The sequence below is a fragment of the Paraburkholderia acidicola genome (assembly GCF_002362315.1).
Taxonomy (GTDB): Bacteria; Pseudomonadota; Gammaproteobacteria; order Burkholderiales; family Burkholderiaceae; genus Paraburkholderia; species Paraburkholderia acidicola.
This window is the reverse complement of the sequence record NZ_MTZV01000006.1, coordinates 537,929-563,977: the sequence shown is the minus strand read 5'-3', so window position 1 is coordinate 563,977 and position 26,049 is coordinate 537,929. Positions and strand designations below refer to the sequence as shown.

15 protein-coding genes are annotated in these 26,049 nt (G+C 61.7%); 7 read left to right on the top strand and 8 right to left on the bottom strand.

What is annotated here, in order from left to right; translation table 11 throughout:
- The 4 genes from BWP39_RS21480 (at position 1) to BWP39_RS21465 (ending at position 4,925) form a co-directional block, all read left to right on the top strand.
- On the top strand, positions 1–753 hold the full coding sequence (locus tag BWP39_RS21480; protein ID WP_096723882.1) for a molybdate ABC transporter substrate-binding protein: 753 nt from the start codon (positions 1–3) through the stop codon (positions 751–753).
- Between the two features lie 124 nt (positions 754–877).
- Entirely contained in the window at positions 878–2,260 is a 1,383-nt protein-coding gene (locus tag BWP39_RS21475) for a dicarboxylate/amino acid:cation symporter (RefSeq protein ID WP_096723880.1), read from the top strand.
- A gap of 23 nt (positions 2,261–2,283) precedes the next feature.
- Positions 2,284–4,227, top strand: coding sequence for a thiamine pyrophosphate-binding protein (locus tag BWP39_RS21470; RefSeq protein ID WP_096723878.1), 1,944 nt, complete (start codon positions 2,284–2,286; stop codon positions 4,225–4,227).
- A 68-nt stretch (positions 4,228–4,295) separates the two neighbouring features.
- Positions 4,296–4,925, top strand: a complete 630-nt coding sequence (locus BWP39_RS21465; RefSeq protein WP_170043885.1) for a c-type cytochrome — start codon at positions 4,296–4,298, stop codon at positions 4,923–4,925.
- A gap of 73 nt (positions 4,926–4,998) precedes the next feature.
- Here the strand turns inward: BWP39_RS21465 and BWP39_RS21460 are convergent, their stop codons facing one another.
- Positions 4,999–5,217, bottom strand: a complete 219-nt coding sequence (locus tag BWP39_RS21460; RefSeq protein ID WP_096723874.1) for a hypothetical protein — start codon at positions 5,215–5,217, stop codon at positions 4,999–5,001.
- A 485-nt stretch (positions 5,218–5,702) separates the two neighbouring features.
- On the opposite strand from BWP39_RS21460, the gene BWP39_RS21455 reads away from it, so the two are divergent.
- Entirely contained in the window at positions 5,703–7,523 is a 1,821-nt protein-coding gene (locus tag BWP39_RS21455; protein ID WP_096723872.1) for a S53 family peptidase, read from the top strand.
- Between the two features lie 132 nt (positions 7,524–7,655).
- On the opposite strand, the gene BWP39_RS21450 is transcribed toward BWP39_RS21455, so the two are convergent.
- The 4 genes from BWP39_RS21450 to BWP39_RS21435 are packed head-to-tail and all read right to left on the bottom strand — an operon-like array spanning position 7,656 to position 16,818.
- On the bottom strand, positions 7,656–9,113 hold the full coding sequence (locus tag BWP39_RS21450; protein ID WP_096726076.1) for an efflux transporter outer membrane subunit: 1,458 nt from the start codon (positions 9,111–9,113) through the stop codon (positions 7,656–7,658).
- Between the two features lie 2 nt (positions 9,114–9,115).
- Entirely contained in the window at positions 9,116–12,445 is a 3,330-nt protein-coding gene (locus BWP39_RS21445; RefSeq protein WP_096723870.1) for an efflux RND transporter permease subunit, read from the bottom strand.
- A complete protein-coding gene (locus BWP39_RS21440) occupies positions 12,442–15,555 on the bottom strand; it encodes an efflux RND transporter permease subunit (protein ID WP_096723868.1) in 3,114 nt (1,037 codons plus the stop codon). Before BWP39_RS21440 ends, BWP39_RS21445 begins: the two co-directional genes overlap by 4 nt.
- An 18-nt stretch (positions 15,556–15,573) precedes the next feature.
- The gene (locus tag BWP39_RS21435) at positions 15,574–16,818 is read right to left on the bottom strand and encodes an efflux RND transporter periplasmic adaptor subunit (protein ID WP_096723866.1); all 1,245 of its coding nucleotides are present in this window, start codon (positions 16,816–16,818) and stop codon (positions 15,574–15,576) included.
- Between the two features lie 456 nt (positions 16,819–17,274).
- Here BWP39_RS21435 and BWP39_RS21430 point away from each other — a divergent pair, with 456 nt between their 5' ends.
- Positions 17,275–18,198, top strand: a complete 924-nt coding sequence (locus tag BWP39_RS21430; protein ID WP_096723864.1) for a DMT family transporter — start codon at positions 17,275–17,277, stop codon at positions 18,196–18,198.
- A gap of 78 nt (positions 18,199–18,276) precedes the next feature.
- Here the strand turns inward: BWP39_RS21430 and BWP39_RS21425 are convergent, their stop codons facing one another.
- A complete protein-coding gene (locus BWP39_RS21425; protein WP_096723862.1) occupies positions 18,277–20,091 on the bottom strand; it encodes a beta-N-acetylhexosaminidase in 1,815 nt (604 codons plus the stop codon).
- A gap of 575 nt (positions 20,092–20,666) precedes the next feature.
- On the opposite strand from BWP39_RS21425, the gene BWP39_RS21420 reads away from it, so the two are divergent.
- Positions 20,667–23,552 carry a glycoside hydrolase family 2 protein gene (locus BWP39_RS21420; protein ID WP_096723861.1) on the top strand — a complete coding sequence of 962 codons (2,886 nt, stop codon included), beginning with the start codon at positions 20,667–20,669 and terminating at the stop codon, positions 23,550–23,552.
- A gap of 83 nt (positions 23,553–23,635) precedes the next feature.
- Here the strand turns inward: BWP39_RS21420 and BWP39_RS21415 are convergent, their stop codons facing one another.
- Both BWP39_RS21415 and BWP39_RS21410 read right to left on the bottom strand, forming a co-directional pair.
- Complete coding sequence (locus tag BWP39_RS21415) at positions 23,636–24,841, bottom strand: glycosyltransferase (protein ID WP_096723859.1); 1,206 nt, start codon at positions 24,839–24,841, stop codon at positions 23,636–23,638.
- Positions 24,838–25,590, bottom strand: a complete 753-nt coding sequence (locus BWP39_RS21410; protein WP_207557017.1) for a polysaccharide deacetylase family protein — start codon at positions 25,588–25,590, stop codon at positions 24,838–24,840. The genes BWP39_RS21415 and BWP39_RS21410 overlap by 4 nt, the downstream gene beginning before the upstream one ends.
- Positions 25,591–26,049 lie beyond the last annotated feature (459 nt).

Sequence of the window (26,049 nt, the reverse complement as noted above, 5' to 3'; positions counted from 1 at the left end):
ATGGCACGCAAGCCGCCGCTTGAAACATCGCCAGTTTTTTTGAAGGGATTAGAGATGTCGTTGACGCTTCTCAGTGCCGGCGCCGCAAAGGGGCTGGCCGCCGGAATTCTGCCTGACTTTGAACGTGCGAATGGGCTGACGGTGCAAGGCTTTTTCAGTGCCGTCGGCGCGATTCATCAGAAATTCATAGACGGCGAACCTTGCGATGTATTGATTCTCACCGCGCGTCAACTTCAGCTGCTGGCCGAAGCGGGCCGGGTTCTTGCGCAATCGGTCAAGGTGATCGGCAACGTCCGCACGGCCGTCGCTGTCCCGGCGGAGCATCCTCCGCCTGATGTGTCGAGCAGTGCCGCTCTGCGCGACACACTGCTCGACGCTACCGCGATCTATATACCCGATCCATATAAATCGACTGCCGGCATTCATGTCATGAGTGTGCTGAAAGCGCTTGGCATAGCGCTCAGTGTCGAACAGCGGATCAAGGCGTTTCCAAATGGCGAGACCGCAATGCGGGTTTTGTCGGAAGAGGCAAGCGCCGGTGCAATTGGCATTACCCAGACAACGGAAATCAGGTACACGCCGGACATCATGTTGGTCGGCCCGCTGCCGCCTGAGCACAAACTGGTGACGACCTATTCGGCAGCGGTGAACGCGAACGCGGCGGATATCCCCAGTGCGATGAAGCTGGTGGCCGCATTGACTGGCGAGTTATCCGCAGCGGCCCGGACCCACAGCGGTTTTGAAGTGCCGTAAGCCGTCACGCCCGTACCTGAAACTACATCAATCGAATGACCCGATTCCGCACTGCCGGCCCGTCGAGGTATGACCGGCCGGCAACACAGGAAGGCGAGTTTTGCCTGCAAGGAACGGAGGAGACATGACGCACAAGCCGAGACACAAGCCCGGGCACAAGCCGTTGTACAAAGTGCTTTACTTTCAGGTAATCGTCGCAATCGTGATTGGCGTGGCAGTGGGGCATTTTCTGCCCGACGTCGCCATAGCGATGAAACCGCTCGGCGACGCCTTCATCAAGCTCGTGCGCATGATGATCGCGCCCGTGATTTTTTGCACGGTTGTAACGGGCATTGCGGGCATGAGCGACATTCGCAAGGTCGGCCGCGTCGGCGGCAAGGCGTTGCTGTATTTCGAAGTGGTTTCGACGCTTGGGTTAGCAATCGGTTTGCTGGCCGCGCATGTGTTGAAACCCGGTGCCGGCTTTAACGTCAACCCGGCCACGCTCGACGCAAGTGCCGTCTCTTCCTATGCTGCACAAGCCGCGCATGGCGATGGGGTCGCCGGCTTCTTCATGCACGTGATTCCGGATACCTTCGTTGGCGCATTCACGCAAGGCGATATCTTGCCGGTGCTGCTGATCGCCATCCTGTTTGGATCGGCACTCGCGATGATGGGCGAATCTGCCCGACCGTTGATCGACCTCATCGAACTGCTGTCGAAACCGCTGTTCCGGATGTTGCGGATCATCAGCGGCCTTGCACCAATCGGTGCGTTCGGCGCGATTGCGTTCACGATCGGCAGATACGGAATCGCCTCCCTGCTGCCGATGATGAAACTGGTCGCCACGTTCTACCTGGTCGCGTTCCTGTTCATTTCGTGTGGACTGGGCCTGATCGCAAGAGCATGCGGTTTCAGCCTGTGGCGTTTCGTCGTGTACATCAAGGACGAACTGCTCATCGTGCTCGGTACGTCGTCCTCGGAAGCAGCGCTGCCACAACTGATGGAGAAGCTCGAGCGGCTAGGCTGCTCGCGCGGCGTTGTCGGACTCGTCGTGCCGACCGGTTACTCGTTCAATCTGGATGGCAACAGCATCTACATGACACTCGTGGTGCTGTTTCTCGCCCAGGCCACCAACACCCATCTGACGATGGTTCAGGAGATCACCGTGCTGGCGGTGACGATGCTGACGTCCAAAGGCGCGACGGGCGTGAGCGGGGCGGCGATCATTACGCTGGCCGCGAGCCTCTCAGTGATACCCATCGTGCCGGTGTCGTCGATCGTGCTGATACTGGGCGTCGAGCGCTTCATGTCCGAGTGCCGGGCGCTGACCAATACGATGGGGAACTGCGTGGCCACGATTGTGATTGCCGCCTGGGAGAAGGAGCTTGATCGCGATGCAATGAAGGCGGCACTTGCGCGAACCGGTGGCGCAGTCATCGCGGCGCATGACAGTGAAGTCGCGATGCTTGCCGGGATAAGCCGGGAGCCAGGCAACGAAGCGCGGCGCTCCGCTGGACGCTACTGATTCAATAACGGAGCACACACCCGATGACAGACCGTCGTAAATTCCTGAAAGAGGCGCTCGCCACCAGCGCGGCAGCGGCGCTAGTGAAGCCCGGTGTGAGCGTTGCAGCCCAGACATCGCCAGCGGTGGCCCCGGGTTCAGTCGAGCGCCCATCGAGCGCACTCGCCGCACGTGAAACACTCGCGCCGTCGCTCACCGAAGCACCTGCCACCGATGCACAGCACGTCGGCAATCCCGGTTCGGATTTTATGGTCGACCTGCTGCGCATCGCAAACGTCGAGTACGTGGCGGCGATGCCGGGGTCGACGTTTCGCGGGATTCAGGAATCGATCGTCAATTACGCGAGCAATCGCAAGCCGGAACTGATTGTCTGCACGCACGAGGAAATCTCGGCGGCTATCGCCCACGGTTACGCCAAGGTTGCGGGCAAGCCGATGGCGTGCCTCGTCCATAGCACGGTCGGTTTGCAGCACGCGTCGATGGGCATCTACAACGCGTGGTGTGATCGCGCGCCCATGATCGTCCTCGCTGGCAATATCGCGGACGGCCCGAAACGGCGGCCCGGTATTGAGTGGAATCACACTGCGCAGGATCTCGGGGCACTCGTGCGCGATTACACGAAATTCGACGACGCTCCCGTGTCGCTTCAAGGCTACGCAGAGTCATTCATGCGTGCCGTGACGATGGCAACCACACCGCCGATGGAGCCGGTGTTGCTCGTCGCCGATGCCGACCTGCAGGAAACGCCGATCGCCAATCCACGCGACATCACCGTGCCGGCTCTAAGCCCGGTATCGCCGCCCGCGGCTAGCGACGCAGTGCTCGCCGACATCGCACGTCGTCTCGCCGGGGCGGCACATCCCGTCATCGTGGTGGACCGCGCGGTACGCACCGAAGCGGGCATGAACGCACTCGTCCAGCTCGCCGAGACGCTCAATGCCCCCGTGATTGATCTGCTCGCACGAATGAATTTTCCGACGAATCACTATCTGAACCAGACATGGTTGCAGTCGCAGCTCATCCCGCAAGCCGACGTGATACTCGCGCTCGACGTGGGCGATCTGTGGGGCGTGACGGGAACCGTTCGCGATGTCGTCGGTCGGCCGTCTGTCCGCATCGCCCGTGAAGATGCCCAGGTCATTCACATTTCGTCGGGCTATCTGTACGGCAAGTCGAACATGCAGGACGCGGAGCGCTACTCGGCTGCGACGATCGCGGTGGGAGCGGACGCCGAAACGTCCATGCAGCCGTTGCTCGACGCCGTGCGCGCTGCCTTGACGACGACCCAACGGGCGACGATAGCCGGCCGCACGCCGGCTATGCACGCAGCCTTTGCCGCGATGCGCGAAGTGTCGCTGCGCGACGCAGCGCTCGGCTGGGACGCGAGCCCGATCAGCACCGCACGGCTATCGCAGGAAGTCTGGAACGCGGTGCGCCACGATAACTGGGGGCTGGTCTCGCATACGCTCTTTATTAGCCGCTGGCCGCACCGTCTGTGGGATATGACGAGGCCGTATCACTACATCGGAGGTGAAGGTGGCTATGGCGTGGGCTACAACATGCCTGCATCAGTGGGCGCGGCGCTCGCGCACCGGGACGCCGGCCGCATTGCCGTGAATATTCAGACGGATGGCGACCTGATGGTCGCGCCCGGTGCGCTGTGGACCGCTGCCCATCACAGCGTGCCGCTCCTCACGGTCATGCATAACAACCGCGCCTGGCATCAGGAATCGATGCACGTCCAGCGAATGGCGAGCTGGCGAGACCGGAATCCGGAAAACGGCCGCGTCGGCACGGTGATCAACGATCCTCCTATCGACTATGCAGCGCTCGCTCGCAGCATGGGCATGTGGGCCGAGGGGCCGATATCCGACCCGGCCCAGCTAGGACCGGCGCTTGCACGCGCGATGAAACAGGTCCGTGCGGGCAAGCCTGCAATGGTCGATGTGTTGACGCAGCCCCGGTGAGGACACTCCGCATGACTCAATCTCGAAGAGACCAGGTGAACGGGCGAAGCGTGCTCGCGGATGCAATGATGGCGATCGCGCTGGTGGTGTCTGCCGTTTCGATCGCGCAGGCGGCCGGGGTCGACGATAACGCTGGAAGGGCGCTTTTCGTCAGCAAAGGGTGTTTCGAGTGTCACGGCTACGCGGCGCAGGGCAGCCTGATGACCGGGCCGTCACTCGCCCCGAATACGCCCTCGCTCGACGCGATGCGCGCCTATGTGCGTGCGCCAAAAAGGCTGATGCCGCCTTACAGCGAAAAGATACTTTCGGACGACGATCTCTCACGCATTCACGCGTATCTGGCCTCGCTGCCTGAGCCGCGTTCGCCCGCCGGCATCGCGTTGCTTGCGGCGGATGCGAGTGATCTAAAAGCGACCGAGGGCACGATTACTGCGACGACGACCGGAGCGGCAAGTACTTCAGCCGCGGATTTGACGCATGGGCAAACCGTCTTCGCAGCCCACTGCGCTTCGTGCCACGGAGTGGAGGGCGGCGGAGCCTTTGCACCCAGTCTGCGCGGCGTCGGCGTACGGATGGGCCTAACGGCAATCGAGGCGCAGGTTCGCTCGCCTTCGGGGGCGATGCCCACGCTGTTTCCCACCGTCATTAGCGCAACGGATGTGCAAGACGTCTCAAGATATGTCGCAACGTTGAAATAGAACAGATCAAAAAGAACAGGCCAGCCGCTTTTAAGGCGGCTGGCCTGTGTACATCACGTCTCTAGCAAAACGATCAGGCTTGCGGCGCAGTATCGTCAGTTGCGTTGGTCGCGTCCGTGGCCGGTGCTTCCTCTTTCTTGCCGAGGAGCGATTCCAGCTTGCCCGCACCTTCGAAACCCGCAACCGCTGCAATGCCCTTTGTCAGCAGACCCGCATCCGGGTCGACTTTCTCTGCTGCCTCGACTGCAGCAACAGCACCGGCGATTTCGCCAACCGTGTCCAGGATTCCCATGGCACTCCCTCCCTGTGTTGAATGAAAAAGCATCATCTCACAACGCAGCGCATCGCGGCAGAGCTTTGTTTGTCAGCAAAATGGAAGCTAACGTGCTGCGATATGTCGTCATCCGCGCGGCGCGCGACAGATGATGATCGCAGGGTGCATTTTGCATATTCTATTTATTACAAAGCATTTTCAATTTCCTGCCTATTAAACTTCAATAAATTACAAATTCCATCAAAAAAAGTTTGACGCCCGATTTTTATCTCCGATACTTCAGTTCATCAGAAATCAGACAAATCACAAGCAGAACGAATCAAAACTCAAACAGCATCTTTTCGTTTGTGTTTCCGTAACGCCTTCTTTCCTGACCGGGTCGGGCTGGTTTGAGACGGCCCGGTGTCTCATCGGGTTTCGTGGGAACCGCCGTGCGTCATGCCGACGCATGGGGGCAAGTTGTTGTCTGTTACTTTGAATTGCTAACCGAGGGGTAATGTCAAATGAATCAGATTTCAGTCAAAACGAAACAACGCAACGCCCGATTAACGATGGCCATCGCCATCGCGATGGGCGCGGCATTCGGCGTCGCCACCGCGCACGCCGCCGATAGCGGATGGACCGAAACGAAGACCAAAGGCTTCCTGCCGCTGGTGCAGCAACAGGCCGCCACGGCAGCCTCGACAGACGTCGCTTCGGCGGCGGCTAGCGCAGTCGAGCTGGCGCCAGGTGAGACGATCGACGTGTTGCTCGGCTTGAATCTGCGCAACGAAACGCAGCTCGACACGTTCCTGCGCGATCTGCACACGCCGGGTTCGCCGCAATACCATCGCTTCGTCACGACGGAACAATTCGCCGCGCAGTACGCGCCGACCGAGCAGCAGGTCGCTGCCGTCGTCGCGCATCTGCGCAAGGCCGGTTTCATCGACATCGTGGTGGCGCCGAACCGTCTGCTGGTCTCGGCATCGGGTACGGCAGCCACGGTCAAAACGGCGTTCCGCACGGGGCTTAAAGGCTTCACCAAGAACGGCCGCCACGTCTACGCCAACACGGATGCCGCGCAGGTGCCGAACGCGCTGGGCAGCATCGTCGGTTCGGTGCTGGGGCTGCAGAACGTCGAACTGATGCACACGGGTGCGAGCCAGCCGGAAGGCGATACCAGCAACCTGACGATTCCGGCAGGGGCTGCCGCCGTGCCGCACAACTCGACCGAGTTCTCGTCGATCTACGACGCCGGCACCACGCCGACCGCGTCGCAAACCACCGTCGGGATTATTTCCGAAGGCAATCTGACGCAAACCGTGTCCGACCTCAACACCTTTGCCGCGAACAACGGTCTCGGGACGATCAGCAGCTCGGTGGTGAAAACCGGTTCGTCCGGCAGCTCGTATACCGACACGAGCGGTACGGTCGAGTGGAATATGGATAGCCAGGCGATCGTCGGCGCAGCGGGCGGCAGCGTGCAGAAAGTCGTGTTCTACGATGCGCCGTCGATGACACTGTCGGCCATCACGGCGGCCTACAACCGGGTCGTAACGGACAACGTGGCGAAGGTGATCAACGTGTCACTCGGCGTATGCGAATCGTCCGCGCATAGCGGGGGTTCGCAGGCAACCGACGATACGATCTTCAAGCAGGCCGTGGCGCAAGGCCAGACCTTCTCGGTGTCGGCCGGGGATCACGGCGCGTATGAGTGCGCAGGCGGAAGCCCGTCCCGCTCGACCTACACGGTCAGCGAACCCGCCACCTCGCCGTACGTGATTGCCGTGGGCGGTACGACGCTCTTCACGCAGGCATCGAACACCGGGACCTACAACAGTGAGATCGTGTGGAACGATCCGAGCTGGGACCCGGGCACCGTGTGGTCGACAGGCGGCGGCGTCAGTGCGTACGAGAGTGCGCCGTCGTGGCAGTCGTCGAGCCTGACGGGATCGACCAAACGTGCGCTGCCGGATGTCGGTTTTGACGCCGATCTGCGGACCGGGGCGATCCTCGTGGTATCCGGCAAGACGTCGGATACGTTGTGGGGTTCGGGGTATCTGAACAACGAAGGCGGCACGAGCCTTGCCGCGCCGATTTTCACGGGCATCTGGGCGCGGCTCGAATCGGCGAACGGCAACAACCTTGGCTTCCCTGCCAGCAGCATCTACAACTATTTCCCGTCGAATGCGTCGGTGGTTCACGACGTGACGTCGGGAAATAACGGTAGCGGCGGCTATGGCTACAACGCGAAAGCAGGGTGGGATGCAACGACCGGTTTCGGCAGCATCGATATTTCGAAACTGAATGCGTTCATCCAGAAAACGCCGGACTTCGCGCAGTGACGATTCGCATGCGGATCTGACACGCGATGTAGACGGGCGGGCTGCGCCGGTGTGTACGGCGCAGGCCCGCCCGAATCAGATGTTCAGAGCGGACGAGTCGAGCTCCCCACGACGAACCGCCCGCTGCAATTACTACTTGGCCGCTTGCTCGGAAGTTTTCGCGCACTGCGCATGCCGCGGATCGCACAGCTTGCTGGCCGACCAGCCACCACCCAGATCGCCGAATAACGAAGCCGCATCGAGCAGACGCTGTTCCTGCACGTTCAACGCAGTCTGCTGATCGCTTAACTGCGTGGCGAGCGCAGTCGCCACCGTGGTGTAGTCGACCGTACCCGCCTGGTATTCGTTGAACGCGATCTTCGCGCCCTCGGTTGCATCGCGCACGGCGCTATCCAGTGCATCGGCTTGCTGCGCGAGAATGCGCAGACCGGACAGGTCGTTTTCGACGTTGGCGAATGCTGTCAACACGGTGCCGCGATAGCTGGCCACAGCCGCGTCGTACGCGGCCTTCGCAGCGTCGACTTCCGCGTGGCGCTCGCCGGCATCGAACAGCGTCTCGGTGGCGTTTCCGCCGAGCGACCACACACGGTTGGCCGCATGCAGCAAACCGGACAGCGGCGCCTGCGAGAACCCGTCCAGCGCGGACAGCGAAATGGTCGGATAGTAGGCCGCCACAGCCACGCCGATTGCGGCGTTCTGGGCTGCCATCGTGCGTTCGGCCGCGGCGATATCGGGTCTGCGTTCGAGCAGCGTCGACGGCACGCCCACAGGAATAGACGGCAACGTCGGCAACGCCGTGCTATGCGGAATGTCCAGGTCTTCCGGGTTCTTGCCGACCAGTATCGCAATCGCGTGCGCATACTGCGCCCGCGCGACACCGAGTGAAATCAGGCTCGCCTGCGCACTTTCAAGCTGCTCGCGCGCTGTGATGAGGTTCGACGGCGGCACGGTGCCGGCGCGATCCTGATCGGCGACGACACGCAGATAGTGCTGATAAGCCTCGACGGTCTTCTGCAGCAGATCGATGTTCGCATCGCTGACGCGCAACTGGATGATGTCGCTCGCGAGCGATATCTGTTCGGAGAGCGTCGCGTTGGCGAGCGTCGCTTCGTCGACCTGGGCGGTTGCCGCGTTCTGCTCGATCGTACGGCGCACCTGGCCCCACAGATCGGGCGTCCAGCTCGCCGTGCCTTCGAGCGTGCCGGAATTGACTGGCGGCAGATTCGCGCCGACGGAGCCGCTAGCGCTGCGCGCACGCGTCCCCGAACCCGTGACGCCAATTGTCGGGAACAGCGAGGCACGCGCCACGCGCACTTCAGCAAGCGCCTGCTGATAGTTCGCGTAATCCTGGCGCACGGTCTGGTTCGACACCGACACGAGCGGTTCGAGCTGATCGATCAGTGGATCGTTGAAGCCGGTCCACCAGTCGCCTTTCGGCTCGGTGGCAGCGGGCTCGGCCTGGGTCCAGCCGGGCAATTCCTTGTAGGTCGCGGCGACGGGCACGGGGGGCCGGCGATAATCCGGGCCGACCATGCAACCGCCGAGCATCAACGCGAGCGCGGCGACCAGCGGCAGACGGGGAGTCTTCATCTTCATGCCTTGGTTTCCGGTGTAGCCGGGGTATCGGGTGTAGGCGGGTTTTCCTGCTGTCTGCTCCACGGCATGCGCGCAGACCACCGGGCCAGCCTCGCACGCAGGCGATCGAGGTACAGATAGATCACCGGCGTCGTGTACAGCGTAAAGGCCTGGCTGACGATCAGACCGCCCATCACCGTAATGCCGAGCGGCTGGCGCAGCGACGCGCCCTGGCCGATGCCGATCGCGAGCGGCACGGCACCGAGCACGGCGGCAAAGGTCGTCATCATGATCGGGCGCAGCCGCACGACGGCCGCGTTATGCATGGCCTCGCGCGCGTTCTGTCCTTCGGTGCGTTGCAGGTGGATCGCCACGTCGACCATCATGATGCCGTTTTTCTTGACGATACCGATCAGCAGCATGATGCCGATAAAGGCGATCGCGGAGAACGAACTGCCGAACACGAGCATCGCGAGCGTCGCACCGATCAGGGCAGACGGCAGGGTCGAGAGGATCGTGATCGGATGGATCGCGCTCTCGTAGAGAATGCCGAGCACGAGATAGACCACGAAGAGCGCGGCGAGGATCAGCAGCGGAATGGTCCCCGCCGATTGCGAATAGGCCTGCGCCGCGCCGGCAAACGAGCCGTGAATCGAGGCGGGCATACCGATGTCGCGTGAGGCCTGGTCGAGTATCGCGGAAGCTGAGCTGAGCGAGCCGCCGAGCGGCAGGTTGAACGACACGGTCGCGGCGACGAGGCCGCTCTGGTGGCTCACCTGGGTCGCCGTTTGACTGTTGCTGTAGGTCGCGAACGCCGGCAGCGGCACCATCGTTTCGGCAGAGGTACTGTCCGCGCTGCCGCTCGAACTGCCGCCCTTGCTGTTGGCGATGCTATTGGTGGTCTGGTTCGCTTCGGCGTTCGAGTTGAGCGAGTTGGTTCCAGCGGCCGTGCTCTGCGTAGTGCTGACCGCGCTGACCGTGCCGCCCGGCATCTGCGTCTGCTGCGTGCCGTTAGCGTTGCCCGCGGCGGTGCTCATGAAGATCTGGTTGAGCGTCTGCGGGTATTGCCAGTATTTCGGCGCGACTTCCATCACGACGAAGTACTGGTTGACCGCGTTATAGATCGTCGACACCGTGCGCTGGCCAAATGCGTCGTACAGCACGTTGTCGATCTGGTTGGGTTGAAAGCTGTAGCGCATCGCGGTCGCGCGATTGATGTTAATCAGCGTCTGCAAGCCGTGTTGCTGCAGGTCCGAGTTCACATCCTGAATCTGCGCGCGGTGTTTGTTGAGTTCGGCGACGAGTAGCGGTGTCCATTTGAACAATGCCGCGGCGTCGTCGCTGGTCAACGTGTACTGATACTCGGCCGCCGACTGCCGGCCGCCAATGCGCAGGTCCTGCGCGGCCTGCAGGAACAGTTGCGCACCGGACACCTGGCTTAACCGCGGACGCAGACGGTTGACGATCTCGGTCGCCGACGCGTGGCGCTGGGCGAGCGGCTTCAACTCGATAAAGACCATGGCCGTGTTGAGCGCGCGGCCGCCGGTAAAGCCAGCAACCGATGCGACGGCCGGATCGGTCTGCACGATCGCCTGCAACTGCGCGAGTTTCTTTTCCATCGCCGTGAACGAAATGCTCTGGTCCGCGATGATCTGGCCGATCAGGATGCCGTTGTCCTGCTCCGGAAAGAACGTGCCCGGCACGAAGCGGAGCAGGACGACGTTGAGCACGAGCAGACCGATCAGCGTCAGGATGCAGATCAGCGCATGATCGAGCACGGCGTCGAGCGAGCGCGAATAGGCTTCCTTGAAGCGCTCGAACTGGTTTTCCACCCAGCGCCCCCAGCCCGCACTGGAATGCCCCGCGTTTTTGCGGGTCAGCACAAACGCACACATGGTCGGCGTGACGGTGAGCGAGACCACCAGCGAAATCAGGATCGCAATCGACAGCGTCACCGAGAATTCGTGGAACAGCAGGCCCAGGATGCCGGGCATCAACAGGATCGGCAGAAACACCGCGATCAGCGACAGGCTCATCGAGACCACGGTGAAGCTCACTTCCTGACTGCCGCGCAAGGCGGCCTCGCGTGGACTGAGACCCGCCTCGAGGTAGCGTGTCGCGTTCTCCAGTACCACTACGGCGTCGTCGACCACGAAGCCGGTGCTGATGGTCAACGCCATCAGCGAGAGGTTGTCGATGCTGTAGCCGAGCAGGTACATCGGCCCGAACGTCCCGATGATGGACAGCGGCAACGCGACCGCCGGCACGAGCACCGCGCGCGGCGAGCGCAGGAACACGAACACCACGCCGATCACCAGCAGCACAGCGATGAACAGCGTGCGCAACGTATCCTGTACCGAGGCATTGACCGATTGCGACGCATCGATTGCGACTTCGACGTGCACGTCCTTCGGCAGCGTGGCTTCGATAGACGGCAGCACCGCGTTGATCTGCTTGACCGTGTTGACCACGTTGCTGCCCGGCGTCGGATAGATGATCGCCAGCACGGCGGACTTGCCGTTGTAGAGCCCCGCGTTGCGGATGTTTTCGTTTGAATCGATCACCTGGGCGACGTCGCGCAACATCAGCGGCGCGCCGTTCCGATAGGCGATGACCAGGTCGAGGTAATCCTTCGCCTTGGTGGCCTGATCGTTGGACGTGACCTGATAACGCTGGCCGTCCAGATCGAGGTGGCCTTTCGCGCTGTTGGCGTTGGCGGCACTGATGGCCGCCCGCACATCCTCGAGGCCGACGCCATAGCTGCTGAGCTTGCCCGGATCCAGTTCGACGCGTACCGACGGCAGTGCGCCGCCGCCCAGCGTAATCTGGCCCACGCCGGTGACCTGCGACAACTGCTGCTGGATGACCGAATCGGTGGAATCGTAGAGCTGCGCGAGCGTCAGCGTCTTCGAGGTGAGCGCGAGCACCATGATCGGCGAATCGGCCGGATTGTATTCGCGGTAGATCGGGTTGCTGCGCAGCGTACTCGGCAGGTCGGCGCGGGCGGCCTGGATCGCGGCTTCGACGTCGCGCGCGGCGCCGTTGATGTCGCGGTTCAAGCCGAACATCACCACGATCAGCGACGAGCCGACCGAACTCGTCGACGTCAGCTCGGCGACGTCGGCGATCGTCCCGAGCCGGCGTTCGAGCGGCTCCGCAACGGTGGAGGCCATGATGTCGGGGCTCGCGCCGGCCATGCTCGCCTGCACGACGATGACCGGAAACGCGATGTTCGGCAGCGGCGCGACCGGCAGCCGGAAATACGCCAGCAAGCCGGACAGCGCGATCGCGATCGCCAGCAAGGTCGTGGCGACCGGTCTGCCGATAAAGAGCGCCGTGATGTTCACTGCGCACCCTCAGCGATACCGGGCTGGGACTTGCGCCTGCGGCGCACGCGCTCGGCGAGCCGGTCGAAGAACAGATAGATGACCGGTGTCGTGAACAGCGTCAGCAACTGGCTCAGCGTCAGCCCACCGATAATCGCCAGACCCAGCGGCCGGCGCAGCTCGGACCCCGTACCCGTGCCGAGCAGCAGCGGCAGGGCGCCGAGCATGGCGGCGAGCGTGGTCATCAGGATCGGCCGGAAGCGCAGCAGCGAGGCTTCGAAAATCGCGTCGCGCGGCGACTTGCCGTGGTTGCGCTCGGCGTCGAGCGCGAAGTCCACGATCATGATCGCGTTCTTCTTGACGATACCGATCAGCAGCACGATACCGATGATGCCGATCACGTCGAGGTCGCTACCCGCGATCATCAGCGCGAGCAACGCGCCGATGCCCGCCGATGGCAGCGTCGACAGAATCGTCACCGGATGGACGAAGCTTTCGTACAGCACGCCGAGCACGATATACACGGCCACGAGTGCGGCGACCAGCAGATAGACCTCGCTCGACAGCGAGTCCTGGAACGCCTGCGCGGCGCCCTGGAACGCGGAGGTGATCGACGGCGGCAGGTTCACGGCCTGCTGGGCGCGCTTGATTTCGTCCACGGCCGTACTCAGCGATGCGCCCGGCGCGAGGTTGAACGACACCGTCACGGCAGGGAACTGGGCCAGGTGACTGATCACGAGCGGCGACTTGACGACCTTGATCGTCGCGATGCCGTTGAGCGGTACCTGGCCGCTGCTGCTGGTCTGGCTCGGCAGATACAGATTGCCGAGCGACTGCACGGTCGGGATCGACTCGGGCTTGGCGACCAGGATCACGCGGTACTGGTCCGATTGCTGGAAGATCGTCGACACGATGCGCTGACCGAGCGCGTCGTAGAGCGCGTTATCGATGGTGGCGGGCGTGATGCCGTAGCGCGCGGCCAGTTGCCGGTTGACCTCCACGTTGATGCTCAGGCCGTCGTTGTTCATGTCGCTCGTCACGTCGGTGATCGAGGATATCTTCTGCATCCGCGCGATCAGTTCGGGGACGTATTTCTGGAACGCCTGCTGGCTCGGTCCGCGCAACACGAACTTGTACTGGTTCGGCGACACCGTGGTGTCGAGCGTCAGGTCCTGCTCGGGCTGCAGGAACAGCTTGATGCCAGGGACATCGGCCACTTCCTGCTGCAGCCGCCGCGCGATCTCGACCGCGCTCAGCGAGCGGTCGTCCTTTTGCTTCAGGTTGATCAGGAAGCGACCGTTGTTTAGCGTGGTATTCGTGCCGTCGATGCCCACGTACGACGTCACCGAGGTCACATCCGGGTCCTTCAGGATCGCCTCGGCCAGCGCCGACTGCCTGGTTGCCATTGCCTGGTAGGACACCGTGTTGTCGGCCACACTGAGGCCCTCGATCACCCCGACGTCCTGGACCGGGAACAGCCCCTTCGGAATCACGACGTACAGAATCCCGGTCAGCGCGAGCGTGAGCACAGCCACCGTCAGCGTCAGCTTCTGGTGATCCAGCACCCAGCGCAAACCGCGCTCGTAGGCGTTCAGCGTCTTGTTGAAGAGGTTTTCGCTCACGCGCTCGAAGCGGCTCGGATGCCGTTGTGCCTGGGCCCGCAGAATGCGCGCGCAGAGCATCGGCACGAGCGTCAGCGAAATCACCGCCGAGATGACGATCGTCACCGCGAGCGTGACTGCGAACTCGCTAAACAGCCGCCCGATCACGCCGCCCATGAACAGCAGCGGGATCAGCACGGCGATCAGCGAAACGGTCAGCGAGAGGATCGTGAAGCCGATCTGCCCGGCGCCTTCGAGCGCGGCTTCGAGCGGCGTCTTGCCTTCCTCGAGATAGCGCACGATGTTCTCGATCATCACGATCGAATCGTCGACCACGAAGCCGGTGGCGATGATCAGCGCCATCAGCGACAGATTGTCGATCGAGTAGTGCAGTTCGTACATCATCGCCAGCGTGGCGATCAGCGAGACCGGCACGGAAATACTCGGAATCAACGTTGCCGGCACATTGCGCAGGAACACGAAGATCACCATCACCACGAGCCCGATCGCGAGTGCCAGTTCGAACGCGGCGTCGGAGACCGAGGAGCGGATCGCTTTGGTACTGTCGGCGACGACCGTGACTTTTACGCCTGCGGGCAACGACGCTTCGAGCGTGGACAACTGCTTCGTGATCTGGTCGACGGTGGCGATCACGTTCGCGCCCGGCTGACGCTGCACGTTGAGAATGATGGCGGGTGAGTGGTTGAACCACGCGCCTTGTGCGGTGTCCTGCGCGGCCGTGCTGACGCGCGCGACATCGCGCATGTACACCGGCGCGCCGTTCTGATACGCGATGACCGTGTCCAGATACTGTTGGGGATCGTCGATCTGGTCGTTGGCGTTGATCGTGTAGTCCAGCTCCGGGCCGTCGAAGTTGCCCTTAGGCTGGCTCACGTTGACGTTGCCGAGCAGCGTGCGCAGATCGTCGAGACTCAGGCCATAGGCGGCCAGTTTTTGCGGGTCCGCCTCGACCCGGATAGCGGGCACGTTACCGCCTGAAGTCGTAACCACACCGACGCCGCTCACCTGGGAGATTTTCATCGCGAGGCGGTTGTTGGCGGCATCCTGCAACTGCGTCAGCGACATCGACGTGGACGTGACGGCGAGCGTCAGGATCGGCTGGTCGGCCGGATTCACCTTGGCGTAGGTCGGCGGCGCGGGCAGGCCGCTCGGCAGATAGCTGTTCGCCGCGTTGATCGCCTGCTGGACGTCCTGTTCCGCGATATCGAGGTTCAGCGCGAGATCGAACTGCAGCGTGATCACCGACGACCCGTCCGAGCTGAACGAGGTCATCTGCTGCAAGCCGGGAATTTCGCCGAGCTGTACCTCGAGCGGCGCGGTGACCGTGGTCGCCATCACATCGGGACTGGCGCCGGGATAGAAGGTCTGGACCTGGATCGTCGGGTAGTCGACGTCGGGCAGTGCGGACACCGGCAGAAAGCGCACGGCGACCAGACCCACCATCACGAGGGCGATCACCAGCAGCAAGGTCGCCACCGGCCTCAGCACGAACACGCGGGAAATATTCATCGGCGCGCGGGTCCGTGGTTACGAAGCTTGCGATGCATCGGCGCCTGCCTGGCGATGCGCGGCGTGTTGCGCGCGGGCTGCGGATGCGCCGGCGGCGTCGCTCGCCGGTCCTGCCGGCTTCGCACCGGCTACCCTGATCTTCGCGCCGTCGCTCAGGCGGTCCATGCCGTCGGTCACCACGCGGTTGCCGGCGGAGAGGCCGGTCAGGATGACGGTGTTCTTGCCGTCGCTCGGGCCGAGTGTCACCTTGTGCACGGAGACCGTGTTGTCGGCATTGACGAGGAATACATAGTTGCCGGGTGCACCGCTCTGCACGGCGGGCGTCGGTACCAGCACCGCGTTCTGCAGCGTATCGACCTGCAACTTGACGTTGACGAACTCGTTGGGGAAGAGCGCTTCGTTATCGTTTGCGTAAGTCGCCCGTAAGGTTACGGTGCCGGTGCTCGTCGCCATCTGGTTGCTGATGGCATACAGCGTGCCGGTCGCGATTTCCTTGCTGGTGTCGCTCGTGTACGCGGTGACCGGCAGTTTCGCGCCGGAATTGAAGCGCGCCAGCACCGAGGCGAGCGAGTTCTGCGGCACGGTGAATTCGACGGTGGTCGGCTTCATCGTGGTGATGACCACGACGCCGGTGGTGCTCGACGCGGTCACGTAGTTGCCCGGATCGACGAGACGCAGGCCCACGCGGCCGGCCACCGGCGCAGTGATGTGGCAATAGATCAGGTCGAGCTCGTACTGCGCGATGTTGGCCCGATCCGCTTTGACCGCGGCTTCGTCCTGCTGAACCGTGAACTGCTGGTCCACATAGGTTTGTTCTGCGATCGATTTCTGCTGGTTCAACTGCGTATAGCGCGCGAGATCGGAGCGGGCCTGGGCGAGGCTCGCGAGATCCTTCGCCAGTTGCGCTTCGGCCTGCTGCTTGTTGATTTCGTACTGGCGCGGATCGATCTGTACGAGGAACTGGCCTTTCGCCACATCCTCGCCTTCGTGATAGGCGACCTGTGTGAGGTAGCCGCTTAACTGGGGCAGCACGGTGACGGTCGCAACCGGCGTCACGGTGCCCAGTTCGCTCAGTACTTCGGGCATGTCGCCCAGCGTCGCCGGGGCCACGGTGACGACCTGCGCCGGTGTGGCAACCTTGGGTTTCTTCCCGCGCAATACGTGGACGAGCACCAGCGCGATCACGATCAGCAATACCAGCACGAGCACGATGCGCCCGTAGTGCCGGCGCTGCCTTGGTTGGTTGGACCCGACCTCGCTCATAGAACCTCAGTAAAGAGTGATTGCCGCAGACAAATAAGAGCAGCCGCTTCGAAAGGACCCGATGCCGGGCGTTTAATTGTCATGCAAGATCGCTAACTCATCAGGCGCTTGACGAGAGAGTCTAGCGAATCGCACGTCGCGTGTTGATACCCGTTGTCTTCCAGACGTTGCAGGCCGTTACGACAGCAGCCTGCCGCAATGTTCTGTAAAGAAACCAGGATTTCGCAAGAAAGCGGTGGGCTGGTTTGGGGTGACACGCGCAGATGGGAACATGAGTCGTGTATTGAAATCGTGGATCAGGGTTGCGGAAGACCGCGCCGCGATGAGTTTGCTTATCGGCGCATGGTACTCGTCGAAGGTTGCGGGAAGATTACGATATTCTTTGCACAGGCCGGTCCTCGAGTCGGGGTAATTGCTTGCAGCATTTTCTGAGAATGTCACCGTGAGACGCCCATCATGCGACTGACCAAAGCTTCATTTGTGTTTCTGGGCCTGTGCTGGGGGTCGAATTTCATCTACATGAAATGGGCCGCGGTGCTTATCAGCCCAATGCAGATCGCATTCTTGCGCGTGCTCTTTGGTTTTTTACCGCTTGCCGTTGTCGCCTCGTACAAAGGCGTGATCAATCGCGGTCAGGTGAAACATATCCCGCACTTTTTCGTCATGGCTGCTGTGGCGACGGCTTTCTACTATGTCGCCATCGTAAAGGGCACGGCGTTGCTACCGTCGGGTGTCGCGGGGGTTCTGGGGGGATCGATTGCGATCTTTACGGCGATTGCCTCGGTTCTATTTCTGAGGACGGAGAAACTCAACGCATTAATGGGGTTTGGGGTGATCGCGGGATTCGCGGGGATTGTGCTGATCGCGAGGCCATGGGAAGGCGAGAACAATGCCAACGATCTGACGGGCGTGGCGTGGATGCTCGGCGCCGCGATCATCCTCGGATTATCGTACGTGTATGTCCGCCGCTTTCTCTCGCCGCTCAATCTGCCGCCTCTCGCGATGGTGACATGGCAGATGGGACTGGCTCTCGCGATACTTGCTGCGCTCACGGATTACTCGGGAATGGGCCGGCTGATGCAGGACTGGCGAGCGGCCGCGGGCGTTGTCGTGGGACTCGGTTTCCTTGGCACCGGTATGGCGTTTCTCCTCTACTACTATCTATTGCAGGAACTCGGTGCAGTGGCGGCCTCAGGCGCGACCTACATCACGCCCACGGTCGCTGTGCTGATCGGATGGTTGGCTGGCGAACGAGTCGACATGCTGGAGATCGCTGCCGTCGCATTGATCCTCGCCAGCATCGCCATGCTGCAGATCGGACGACAACGCGCTTCACGAAGCATTGAACAGTCAGCCAATATCGGTTCAGCGCGCACGTGACGCAGCGTTGCAAAAAGCGGGGGTGCCCCTCGATTTCTTGAGGGCACCCCCGTGCGGCACTATGTCAACTCATCGGCTTTACTTCCACGGAATTTCCGGCGACTTGTAATAGCCCACACCGAAGGCATCCCAGCGTTGACCTTGAGTGACGAGTCGTTGCTGGAAGCCCGTCCAGTCGTGCGACGACAGTCGCGACCAGCCGATCTCCGCCATCGACGCCATGCGCGGGAACGCCATGTAGTCGGCATAGGTCTTCTGCGTCGCCCACACCGTGTTGTTATCGGGCAGGGCGGTCGAGCCGACGTAGGTCCGGTCGCTCCAGAGCGGCGCCTCGAGGCCGGCTATCTGCTGGGCGGGCAACAGGTTGATCGAACCATCTGTCGACGACAGTTCAGTAGTCGGATCCCATGAATAGGATTTCTGGATGCTGACGTACCCTTCCCACAGTAAGCCCCATGGTGTGAGCTGGCTGTACTTCATGTCGAGGTACGCGTGGTCGGCGGGCGAGAAAATAAACTTTGCGCCTTGCGCGATTCCCGATACCGCGTCCTGAACATCCGCCGACTGTGTCGCGGTACCGATCGACGCGCGGTCCGTATCGTCGCCCCAGTATTCGAGCAGCGTCCCGGCGGGAATCTTCGCGGAGCCGATCTGATGCCAACCGATCGGCGTCTTCCCGGCCGCGGTGACCGTGCCGGTTGCGGCGCTCACATAGTCGCCGTACTCGGCTGGCGTGATGCCCGTCGGGGTTTCGTCGCCACCGACATGCACGTACGGTCCCGCCGTCATACCGGCCAGACTGCTCAATACCGTGCTCAGATAGCTGCGCATGTTGGCCAGATGAGCCGGATCCGTCAGGCACAACAGGCTCAGCCCAGGACCATCGAAACCGGAGTACGGCTGAAGCGCCGTGTTACTGCAGTTCAGGTTGGCAAGCGAAGCCTGGGCCGCACTGACGTGGCTCGGGCCATCGATTTCCGGCACGACGGTAATCGAGCGATCGGCGGCGTAGCGCACGATGCCGCGGTAGTCGTCGGCGGTGTAATACCAGGGCCGCGCGGGCACCGTCGGGAAGCTGCTGAGCGTGCTGCCGCTTTGCGTGCTCGCGCCGATCGCCGTCAGGGACGGGAGTGCCGAGATCGCGATACGCCAGCCCTGATCGTCCGCCAGGTGCAGGTGCAGCGTGTTGATCTTCAGCAGTGTGATTTCGTCGATGTAGTGCTTGACCTGATCGACGGTGAAGAAGCGTCGCGAGACGTCGAGCATCGCGCCGCGATAGGCGAACCGCGGCCAGTCGGCGATCACCACGCCCGGCGCTGACCACACGCCGGCTTGCTGGCTCGTGCTATAGACGGCGTTCGGCAGCAACTGGAGGAGCGTCTGGATGCCCATGTACACGCCGTGTGCCGTCGCGCCCCGGATCACCACGCCGAGTTTTCCGGAGATCAGCGTATAGCCTTCCTGTCCGAGCGCGCCCAGCCGGCTCGAGTCCACGTCGAGCACGATGAAGTTCTCGTGGCGCGCGGCGTGAAAGATATCGGCCGTCGGCAACGTGAATCCGGTCGATTGTCCGACGATGCCGCGCAGATAGGAAACGGCGGCGCTCAGATCGGCGCTTCCGCTGGTGATGATGCGGGTGTCCGCGGAGAGGGTGAAGCTGCCAGTCGGCAGAGCGTGTTCAAACACCGGGACCGGAAGCAACGACGGGGCGTTGGCGTCCGAGCCAGCGCCTGCTTTTGCCGCCCTGATCGCGGCGCTGTCATCGAGCGCCGCTGCGATGCTTTTTAACGATGTTGTTTCTTGCGGTGACGCCGCAGCCGCGCTGCTCGATCCGAACGGGGCGCAGGTGGTCAGCAATACAGCGACGGCGCAAAGAACGCCAGGATGCCTCATGTTCGCACTCCAGAAGATGGGGTTGAGATGGTGTTGACGTATCGGCACAGCTTGCGAAGCGCATGCATGCAATCAAAACGGAAACGGGCAATCTCTAATGCGGGTGAGGGGTGTGGAAGGGTTCGCGCGATCTTTGACCTGCGGGATATCAGGGCATGAAAAGAAAAACGCTTTTGGCGTGAAAAGAAATTACATCACTAATGATGGAATTCCTGTAATGGTTAACCCTTTTTAAACATTGGCACATTCTGTCGAATTCTCAATAATTCTCAACTTATGCTTGTGAGATTCTTATGGAAGCTTTGGTATGGCCGCATGCCTTCTGCATGCCAGGATTTGAGCAGCAGAAATCCGGTGTTTATTAAAATCACTAAAACTTTGTCAAATATCCGCGTCGATTCAAAAATATCTATTAATTCAAACATCCTTGACTTGTATAAATCGAGCCATCTAAACTCGGTAACGTATTGACGATATATGAGTGTCGAAATCAATGTTTACGCAGTCGACTAAACATTGTTCTATTGAATCTGTTTAGCACAATAAATAAACAAAATATAAATGGAGAAGACAGCATGCAATCGAAGCAGCGCCGTAGATTCCTGGTGTACAGCACGACGTTGGCCGGAAGCGGCTGGCTGGCCGCATGTGGCGACGGTATCCAGAGCGCGGGTAAGGCACTGGACGAAGCGGGAGCCGGCGCGACCCCCGCAGTACCCGCGACACCGCTGACACCGGGCGTCGTGCCGGCATCGCCGCCCGCGAACCTTGCGGCATCGAGCGAAATCACCGGGCACTGGACGTTCATCGCCGCATCGGAACGCCCGGCGCTCACCGGTGCGCAACTGGCGAGCGCCGCCGGTGCTCCCGGGATGTCGGCCGCGACGGTGCCAGGCACCGCGCTCACGAGCATGATCGCGAACGGCAAATATCCCGATCCGTTCTACGGCAAGATCGTCACCGACACGATTCCCGACACGTTGAAGGACACGAACTACTGGTACCGGACAACCTTCGCGACGCCGCCATTGCGGCCCGGCCAGCGCCTGTGGCTGCGCTTCGACGGCGTCAACTACATGGCCAGCGTATGGCTCAATGGCGCGCTGGTGGGCACGCTCGAAGGCGCTTTCAAGCACGGCTACTTCGACGTGACGAAGCTCGTCGCGGCGACAGGCGGGATTGCGTATCTCGCGGTCAGCGCGATCAAACTCGACTTCTCGGAAGGGCCGCTCAAGCCGAGTTATGCGAGCGGCGTCACGCGCGGTGGCCGCAATGGCGGCCCGACCGGCGTCACGCTAAAGAACGGCCCGACGTTCTTCTGCACCGCCGGATGGGACTGGCTGCCGACGATACCCGATCGCGACCTCGGTATCTGGCAACCGGTGTCGTGGTTCACGACGGGCGCGGTGCGCATCGCGGATCTGCGCGTCGACAGCACGCTATCGGATGACCTGGGCAGCGCCGCGCTGCAACTCGATCTCTCACTCGACAATCGCTCGGGCACGAGCCTCGCCGCCACGGTGACCGGAAAAATCGGCGCGGACATCACGTTTAGTCACGCGATCACGATCCCCGCCGCTGACCAGCCGACGACCATCACGCTGACATCGGCCGACGTGCCGCAACTGTCCCTGGCGAATCCGAAGCTGTGGTGGCCGAATGGTTACGGTGAGCCGAATCTGTATGCAGTTGAGGTATCGATTGCACTGCAGGGACAGGTGTCCGATACGCGGACCGTCAACATCGGTCTGCGGCGTATCGAATACTCGCGCAACATCGGCTTCGGCCCGCAATTGAGCATCACCGTCAACAAGCTGCCCATTCTGATCATGGGCGGCAACTGGGGGCTCGACGAGGCGCTCAAGCGGATTCCGCGCGAGCGCCTCTTCAATCAGGTCAGACTGCATCGTGACGCGAACCTGAACCTGATCCGCAACTGGAACGGACAGAGTACGAGCCGCGACTTTTTCGATGCCTGCGATACGTACGGCATTCTCGTCTGGCAGGACTTTTTCTATTCGACAGAGGGGCCCGCGCCCGTCAACGTCACGCGCGATCTCGACAACATTCGCGATGTCATCGTCCATTACCGCAATCATCCGTCGGTGCTGCTCTGGTGCGGCGGCAACGAGGGCTCGCCGCCTGCTGCGCTCGTCAGCGGGCTGGACTCGCTCGTCAAGACGCTCGATCCGAAGCGCCTGTGTCTGACGAGTTCCGCGGGCGACACGGGGGCCGGGGCGGTGAACGGCTATTCGTCGGGTGGTCCGTACAACTGGGAGGCGCCGTCAGCCGCGTTCAGCCGCGGCTACGGTACGTCGAGTACCGCCTTCCACAATGAAGTCGGTTCGCATTCGATTCCGACGCTGGAGTTCGTCGAGGCGATGCTGCCGTCGTCATCGTGGGAATGTCCCGATGATTTCTGGGCGGATCGCGATATGAACGGTAACGGGGCGTATCTGGCGGGACAGCAGGGCGGTGCGGGCTACATCGCGATGACCGGCGCGCGTTACGGCGCGATCGCCAATCTCGCCGACTTCGTCCGCAAGGCGCAGATGATGAACTACGAGTGCATCCGGTCGCTCTACGAAGCGAATGCCGCCGTGATGATCGGACCGGCGACGGGCACGATCACGTCGCCCGCGACCGGCGTGATCATGTGGATGACAAACCCTGCGCAACCGAGCTTCGTCTGGCAGATGTACAGCCACGATCTCGAGCAGCATGCGTCGTTTTTCGCGGTCCAGCACGGCTGCCGCCGCATCAACGCGATTCTCGATGCAAGTACCTTTGACGTGACGATTGCCAACCATACGGCGAAGACGGTATCCGGTAGCGTCGAGATGCGCGTCTACAACCTGGACAGCACGCTTGCCGGTCGGGTTACGAAGAACATCGCGAGCGTTGCGCCGACGTCGTATCAGGTTGTCGCGAATCCCGGCACGCAGATCGCGGCCGCGACATCCGATGTCTGCATCGTCACGCTCACGTTGCGTGACGCGAGCGGTGCGACTGTGGCGGACAATCTCTACTGGTGTGAGAAGAACGGGCAGGACACGGACTACACGTCGCTCGACACGATGAAGGCGGCGGCTATCGCGATCAGCGCATCGGCGGCAGAACTCGACGATGTCACTACGCGTATCACGGCGAACGTGCAGAACATCGGCACTGCAATAGCGCTGATGACGCATCTGCAACTGTTCGATTCGTCGAGCGGCCAGCGCATCCTGCCGGCCTTCTTCAGCGACAACTATCTGAACCTGTTGCCCGGTGCATCGACGCAGATCGTCATCGATGTGCCGCACGCGAAAGGCAAACCGGTGTCGGGCGCGGGGCTGCGCGTCGATGGCTGGAAGCTCGATCGTGTGAATTCGAAGCTGGGATTGGGCGGCGTGCCGGTGATCTTCAACGAGCGAGCGCTCGCGGTAACGAGCCCGGTTAGCACGTTCGGTAAGTGCTAGGACCGTCGATGTCGCCGGAAAGTGCGTACATCCCGATCCAGGAATGGCGGTGACGAACTCACCGCCGTCCTGGACACAGCCACTCAGATGGGCGGAAGCGAAGTAAACGCCGCACGGATAGCACGCCGCAGTGTGCTCGTCCGTGCGCGGCTCTGGCTGGCTACTGTGCTTCCCGCGCGCCGCAGACACTCCTGATAGACCGCTTCGGTCCGCTCCGCAAAAGTTTCCATCGAAAACTGCTGTTCGCTTTTAGTCCGCGCGGCCGCGCCTGCGCGCGCAACCTCCGGCCGGTTGTCCAGCAGGTGCGCCAGCAGTTGTGCCAGATGTGCATGTCCGCGCGGCGGAACGATCCATCCGTCGACACCGGCGCTGATGTTCTCCGGCAAACCACCGGCGTCCGAGACGATCATCGGTTTGCCCATGGCCATCATCTCCCGGCACGCGAACGACAGTGTTTCGCGTTGCGAGAGGACAAAACCGATATCGAACGCAGTGACGAGCGAGCGCACATCACGTAGCAGGCCGGCGTAAATCACCTGATCGGTCATGCCGAGTTCGGCGACTCGTGCGCGTTGCCGTTCATTGGGCAGATGACCGGCCAGCGCGATGCGGATGCGCTTGCGTTGCGCCTCGGGCAGCAACGCAACCGCGGCGACCATATCGAGCCAGCTTTTGTTGTCGTCCATGCCCGCGGTGCTGCCTACGACCAGCGTATCGTCGGGAAGCTCGGGAAACCAGAATTGCCGGCTCCGCTCGACGGCGGAGGCTCGGACAGGAATGAAGCGGGACAGGTCGACCCCGTGATGGACCACGCGCATGACCTTGCGGCTATACACCGTTTGCGTCAAAAAGCGGCGCGTGTACTCGGAAACACAAATGACGGAGTCCGTCCCCAGGGTTCCCTTGAGCCATGTGCCAAGGCCGCTGGCGGGCAGGTCATTGTGTTTCGTAAAGACGATGCGCGGGCGGTTTCTGGACATGCCGAGCGTCGCCAGTCCGGCGATACGGTGATCGGCCGAGCCATTCACGTGCACGACATCGTAGCCATTCGCTTCGACCAGACGACGCAAGGCGAGCGCGGTCCCGGTCATGCAGCCGAGCGTGTTGCGAAATGAGAAATCGAAGGCGTCGACCCCGGGCATATTGCGCGCACTCTGATACAGCCGGCTTGAGCGCGGCGCCGCAACGGCCACCTGATGACGACGGCTCAGCACGCGAACCAGATTGAGGATGTAGGTCGTATGACCGCCGCCATCCCCGCTATGAAAGTTTGTGTAGAGAATTTTCATGCGCCCACCGCGCTACGTACCGCACTCTTGATCTGCTTGATGCCGTAGTACGCCGGCCCCCACACCGGGTGGCGATAGCGCCAGAGCTTGCTTGCCAGCCACTCGTCGCCCTTGCCGTTGTCCACCAAGCGCTGTATCTGATGGCGGTCGCTACCGGGCGCGTTGAGGCGCAGGTTGCGGGTCGTGTAGAGGTACTCGTATCCGGCGTCGATGGCGGCGCCGATGTAGTCGGCGTCGTAGTAGCCTTCGGGCCAGCACAGATGCTTCGACTCGGTCCCCAGGCGCTTGCTCAGGATCGATTTCGCGGTAGCGATGTCGGCGCCGATCATGGCGCGCTTGCTACTTGCGTCCTTGCACGACAGATCCCAGCGACGATGGCTGTGCGTATGGCTATGGAACTCGAATGTGCCGGCCGCGCGCATCGCCTCGATCTCGCTCCAGCGCACGGTTATGTCATCGGCGCGGCCGGCTTTGACGAGCTGTTCGCATTTTTCGTGTGTAGGCGTGGTCTGCGTATGGCGCTCCGCGAGCGAGCGGGCTGGACCATCGTGGATGCGCTCGGTCACTAGAAACATCAACGCGTTGTGCCCGTACCGGTTGAGAATCGGGTGAGCGTGCAGATAGTTGTCGAGATACCCGTCGTCGAATGTCAGCAGGATCGACTTGTCGGGCATGCGCTCGCCGTGCAGATAGCGGGCGAACTCGTCGGCTGTGAGCGTGACGTAACCGTTACTTGCCAGCCATTTCATCTGCGAGTCGAGACACGCCGTCGAAATAGACAGCGGGCCGCCCGCTGGAGAGACATGGTGGTAAGTCAGTACGGGTATGGGGCGGGAAAAAGATTCAAATGATCGCTTCATTGTTTATGCACACCGTAATACCGTGAACCGGTCATTTGTTTCTGTTCTGACCATTTTCGGGCCACGCTTTGCGCAACTGGAAACAGGTCCCCGTGTGCCCTATCCAGAACACCAGATGTGGCCAGATACGGAGCCTAATCGCACGCACCGATGTTGTTTGTCGCGATTTGTAATGTTTTGTTGAAAGCGGAGTGTGATTGCCGGTAGCGGTGGGTTTGTTTTGTCACAAGGCGACAGCGATAGACAAAAAAATGGCCGCCTGCAAACAGGCGGCCATACGATTTCACACAACACGTCACGTTGTCGAACGTGATCTTACCGGTGTCGATTCCCGCAAAATTCCTGGGG

What these genes read in the sequence shown, in the direction of transcription:
- BWP39_RS21480 (WP_096723882.1), top strand. Translation starts at nt 1, where the DNA reads ATGGCACGCAAGCCGCCGCTTGAAACATCGCCAGTTTTTTTGAAGGGA.
- BWP39_RS21475 (WP_096723880.1), top strand. Translation starts at nt 878, where the DNA reads ATGACGCACAAGCCGAGACACAAGCCCGGGCACAAGCCGTTGTACAAA.
- BWP39_RS21470 (WP_096723878.1), top strand. Translation starts at nt 2,284, where the DNA reads ATGACAGACCGTCGTAAATTCCTGAAAGAGGCGCTCGCCACCAGCGCG.
- BWP39_RS21465 (WP_170043885.1), top strand. Translation starts at nt 4,296, where the DNA reads ATGGCGATCGCGCTGGTGGTGTCTGCCGTTTCGATCGCGCAGGCGGCC.
- BWP39_RS21460 (WP_096723874.1), bottom strand. Translation starts at nt 5,217, where the DNA reads ATGGGAATCCTGGACACGGTTGGCGAAATCGCCGGTGCTGTTGCTGCA.
- BWP39_RS21455 (WP_096723872.1), top strand. Translation starts at nt 5,703, where the DNA reads ATGAATCAGATTTCAGTCAAAACGAAACAACGCAACGCCCGATTAACG.
- BWP39_RS21450 (WP_096726076.1), bottom strand. Translation starts at nt 9,113, where the DNA reads ATGAAGACTCCCCGTCTGCCGCTGGTCGCCGCGCTCGCGTTGATGCTC.
- BWP39_RS21440 (WP_096723868.1), bottom strand. Translation starts at nt 15,555, where the DNA reads ATGAATATTTCCCGCGTGTTCGTGCTGAGGCCGGTGGCGACCTTGCTG.
- BWP39_RS21435 (WP_096723866.1), bottom strand. Translation starts at nt 16,818, where the DNA reads ATGAGCGAGGTCGGGTCCAACCAACCAAGGCAGCGCCGGCACTACGGG.
- BWP39_RS21430 (WP_096723864.1), top strand. Translation starts at nt 17,275, where the DNA reads ATGCGACTGACCAAAGCTTCATTTGTGTTTCTGGGCCTGTGCTGGGGG.
- BWP39_RS21425 (WP_096723862.1), bottom strand. Translation starts at nt 20,091, where the DNA reads ATGAGGCATCCTGGCGTTCTTTGCGCCGTCGCTGTATTGCTGACCACC.
- BWP39_RS21420 (WP_096723861.1), top strand. Translation starts at nt 20,667, where the DNA reads ATGCAATCGAAGCAGCGCCGTAGATTCCTGGTGTACAGCACGACGTTG.
- BWP39_RS21415 (WP_096723859.1), bottom strand. Translation starts at nt 24,841, where the DNA reads ATGAAAATTCTCTACACAAACTTTCATAGCGGGGATGGCGGCGGTCAT.
- BWP39_RS21410 (WP_207557017.1), bottom strand. Translation starts at nt 25,590, where the DNA reads ATGAAATGGCTGGCAAGTAACGGTTACGTCACGCTCACAGCCGACGAG.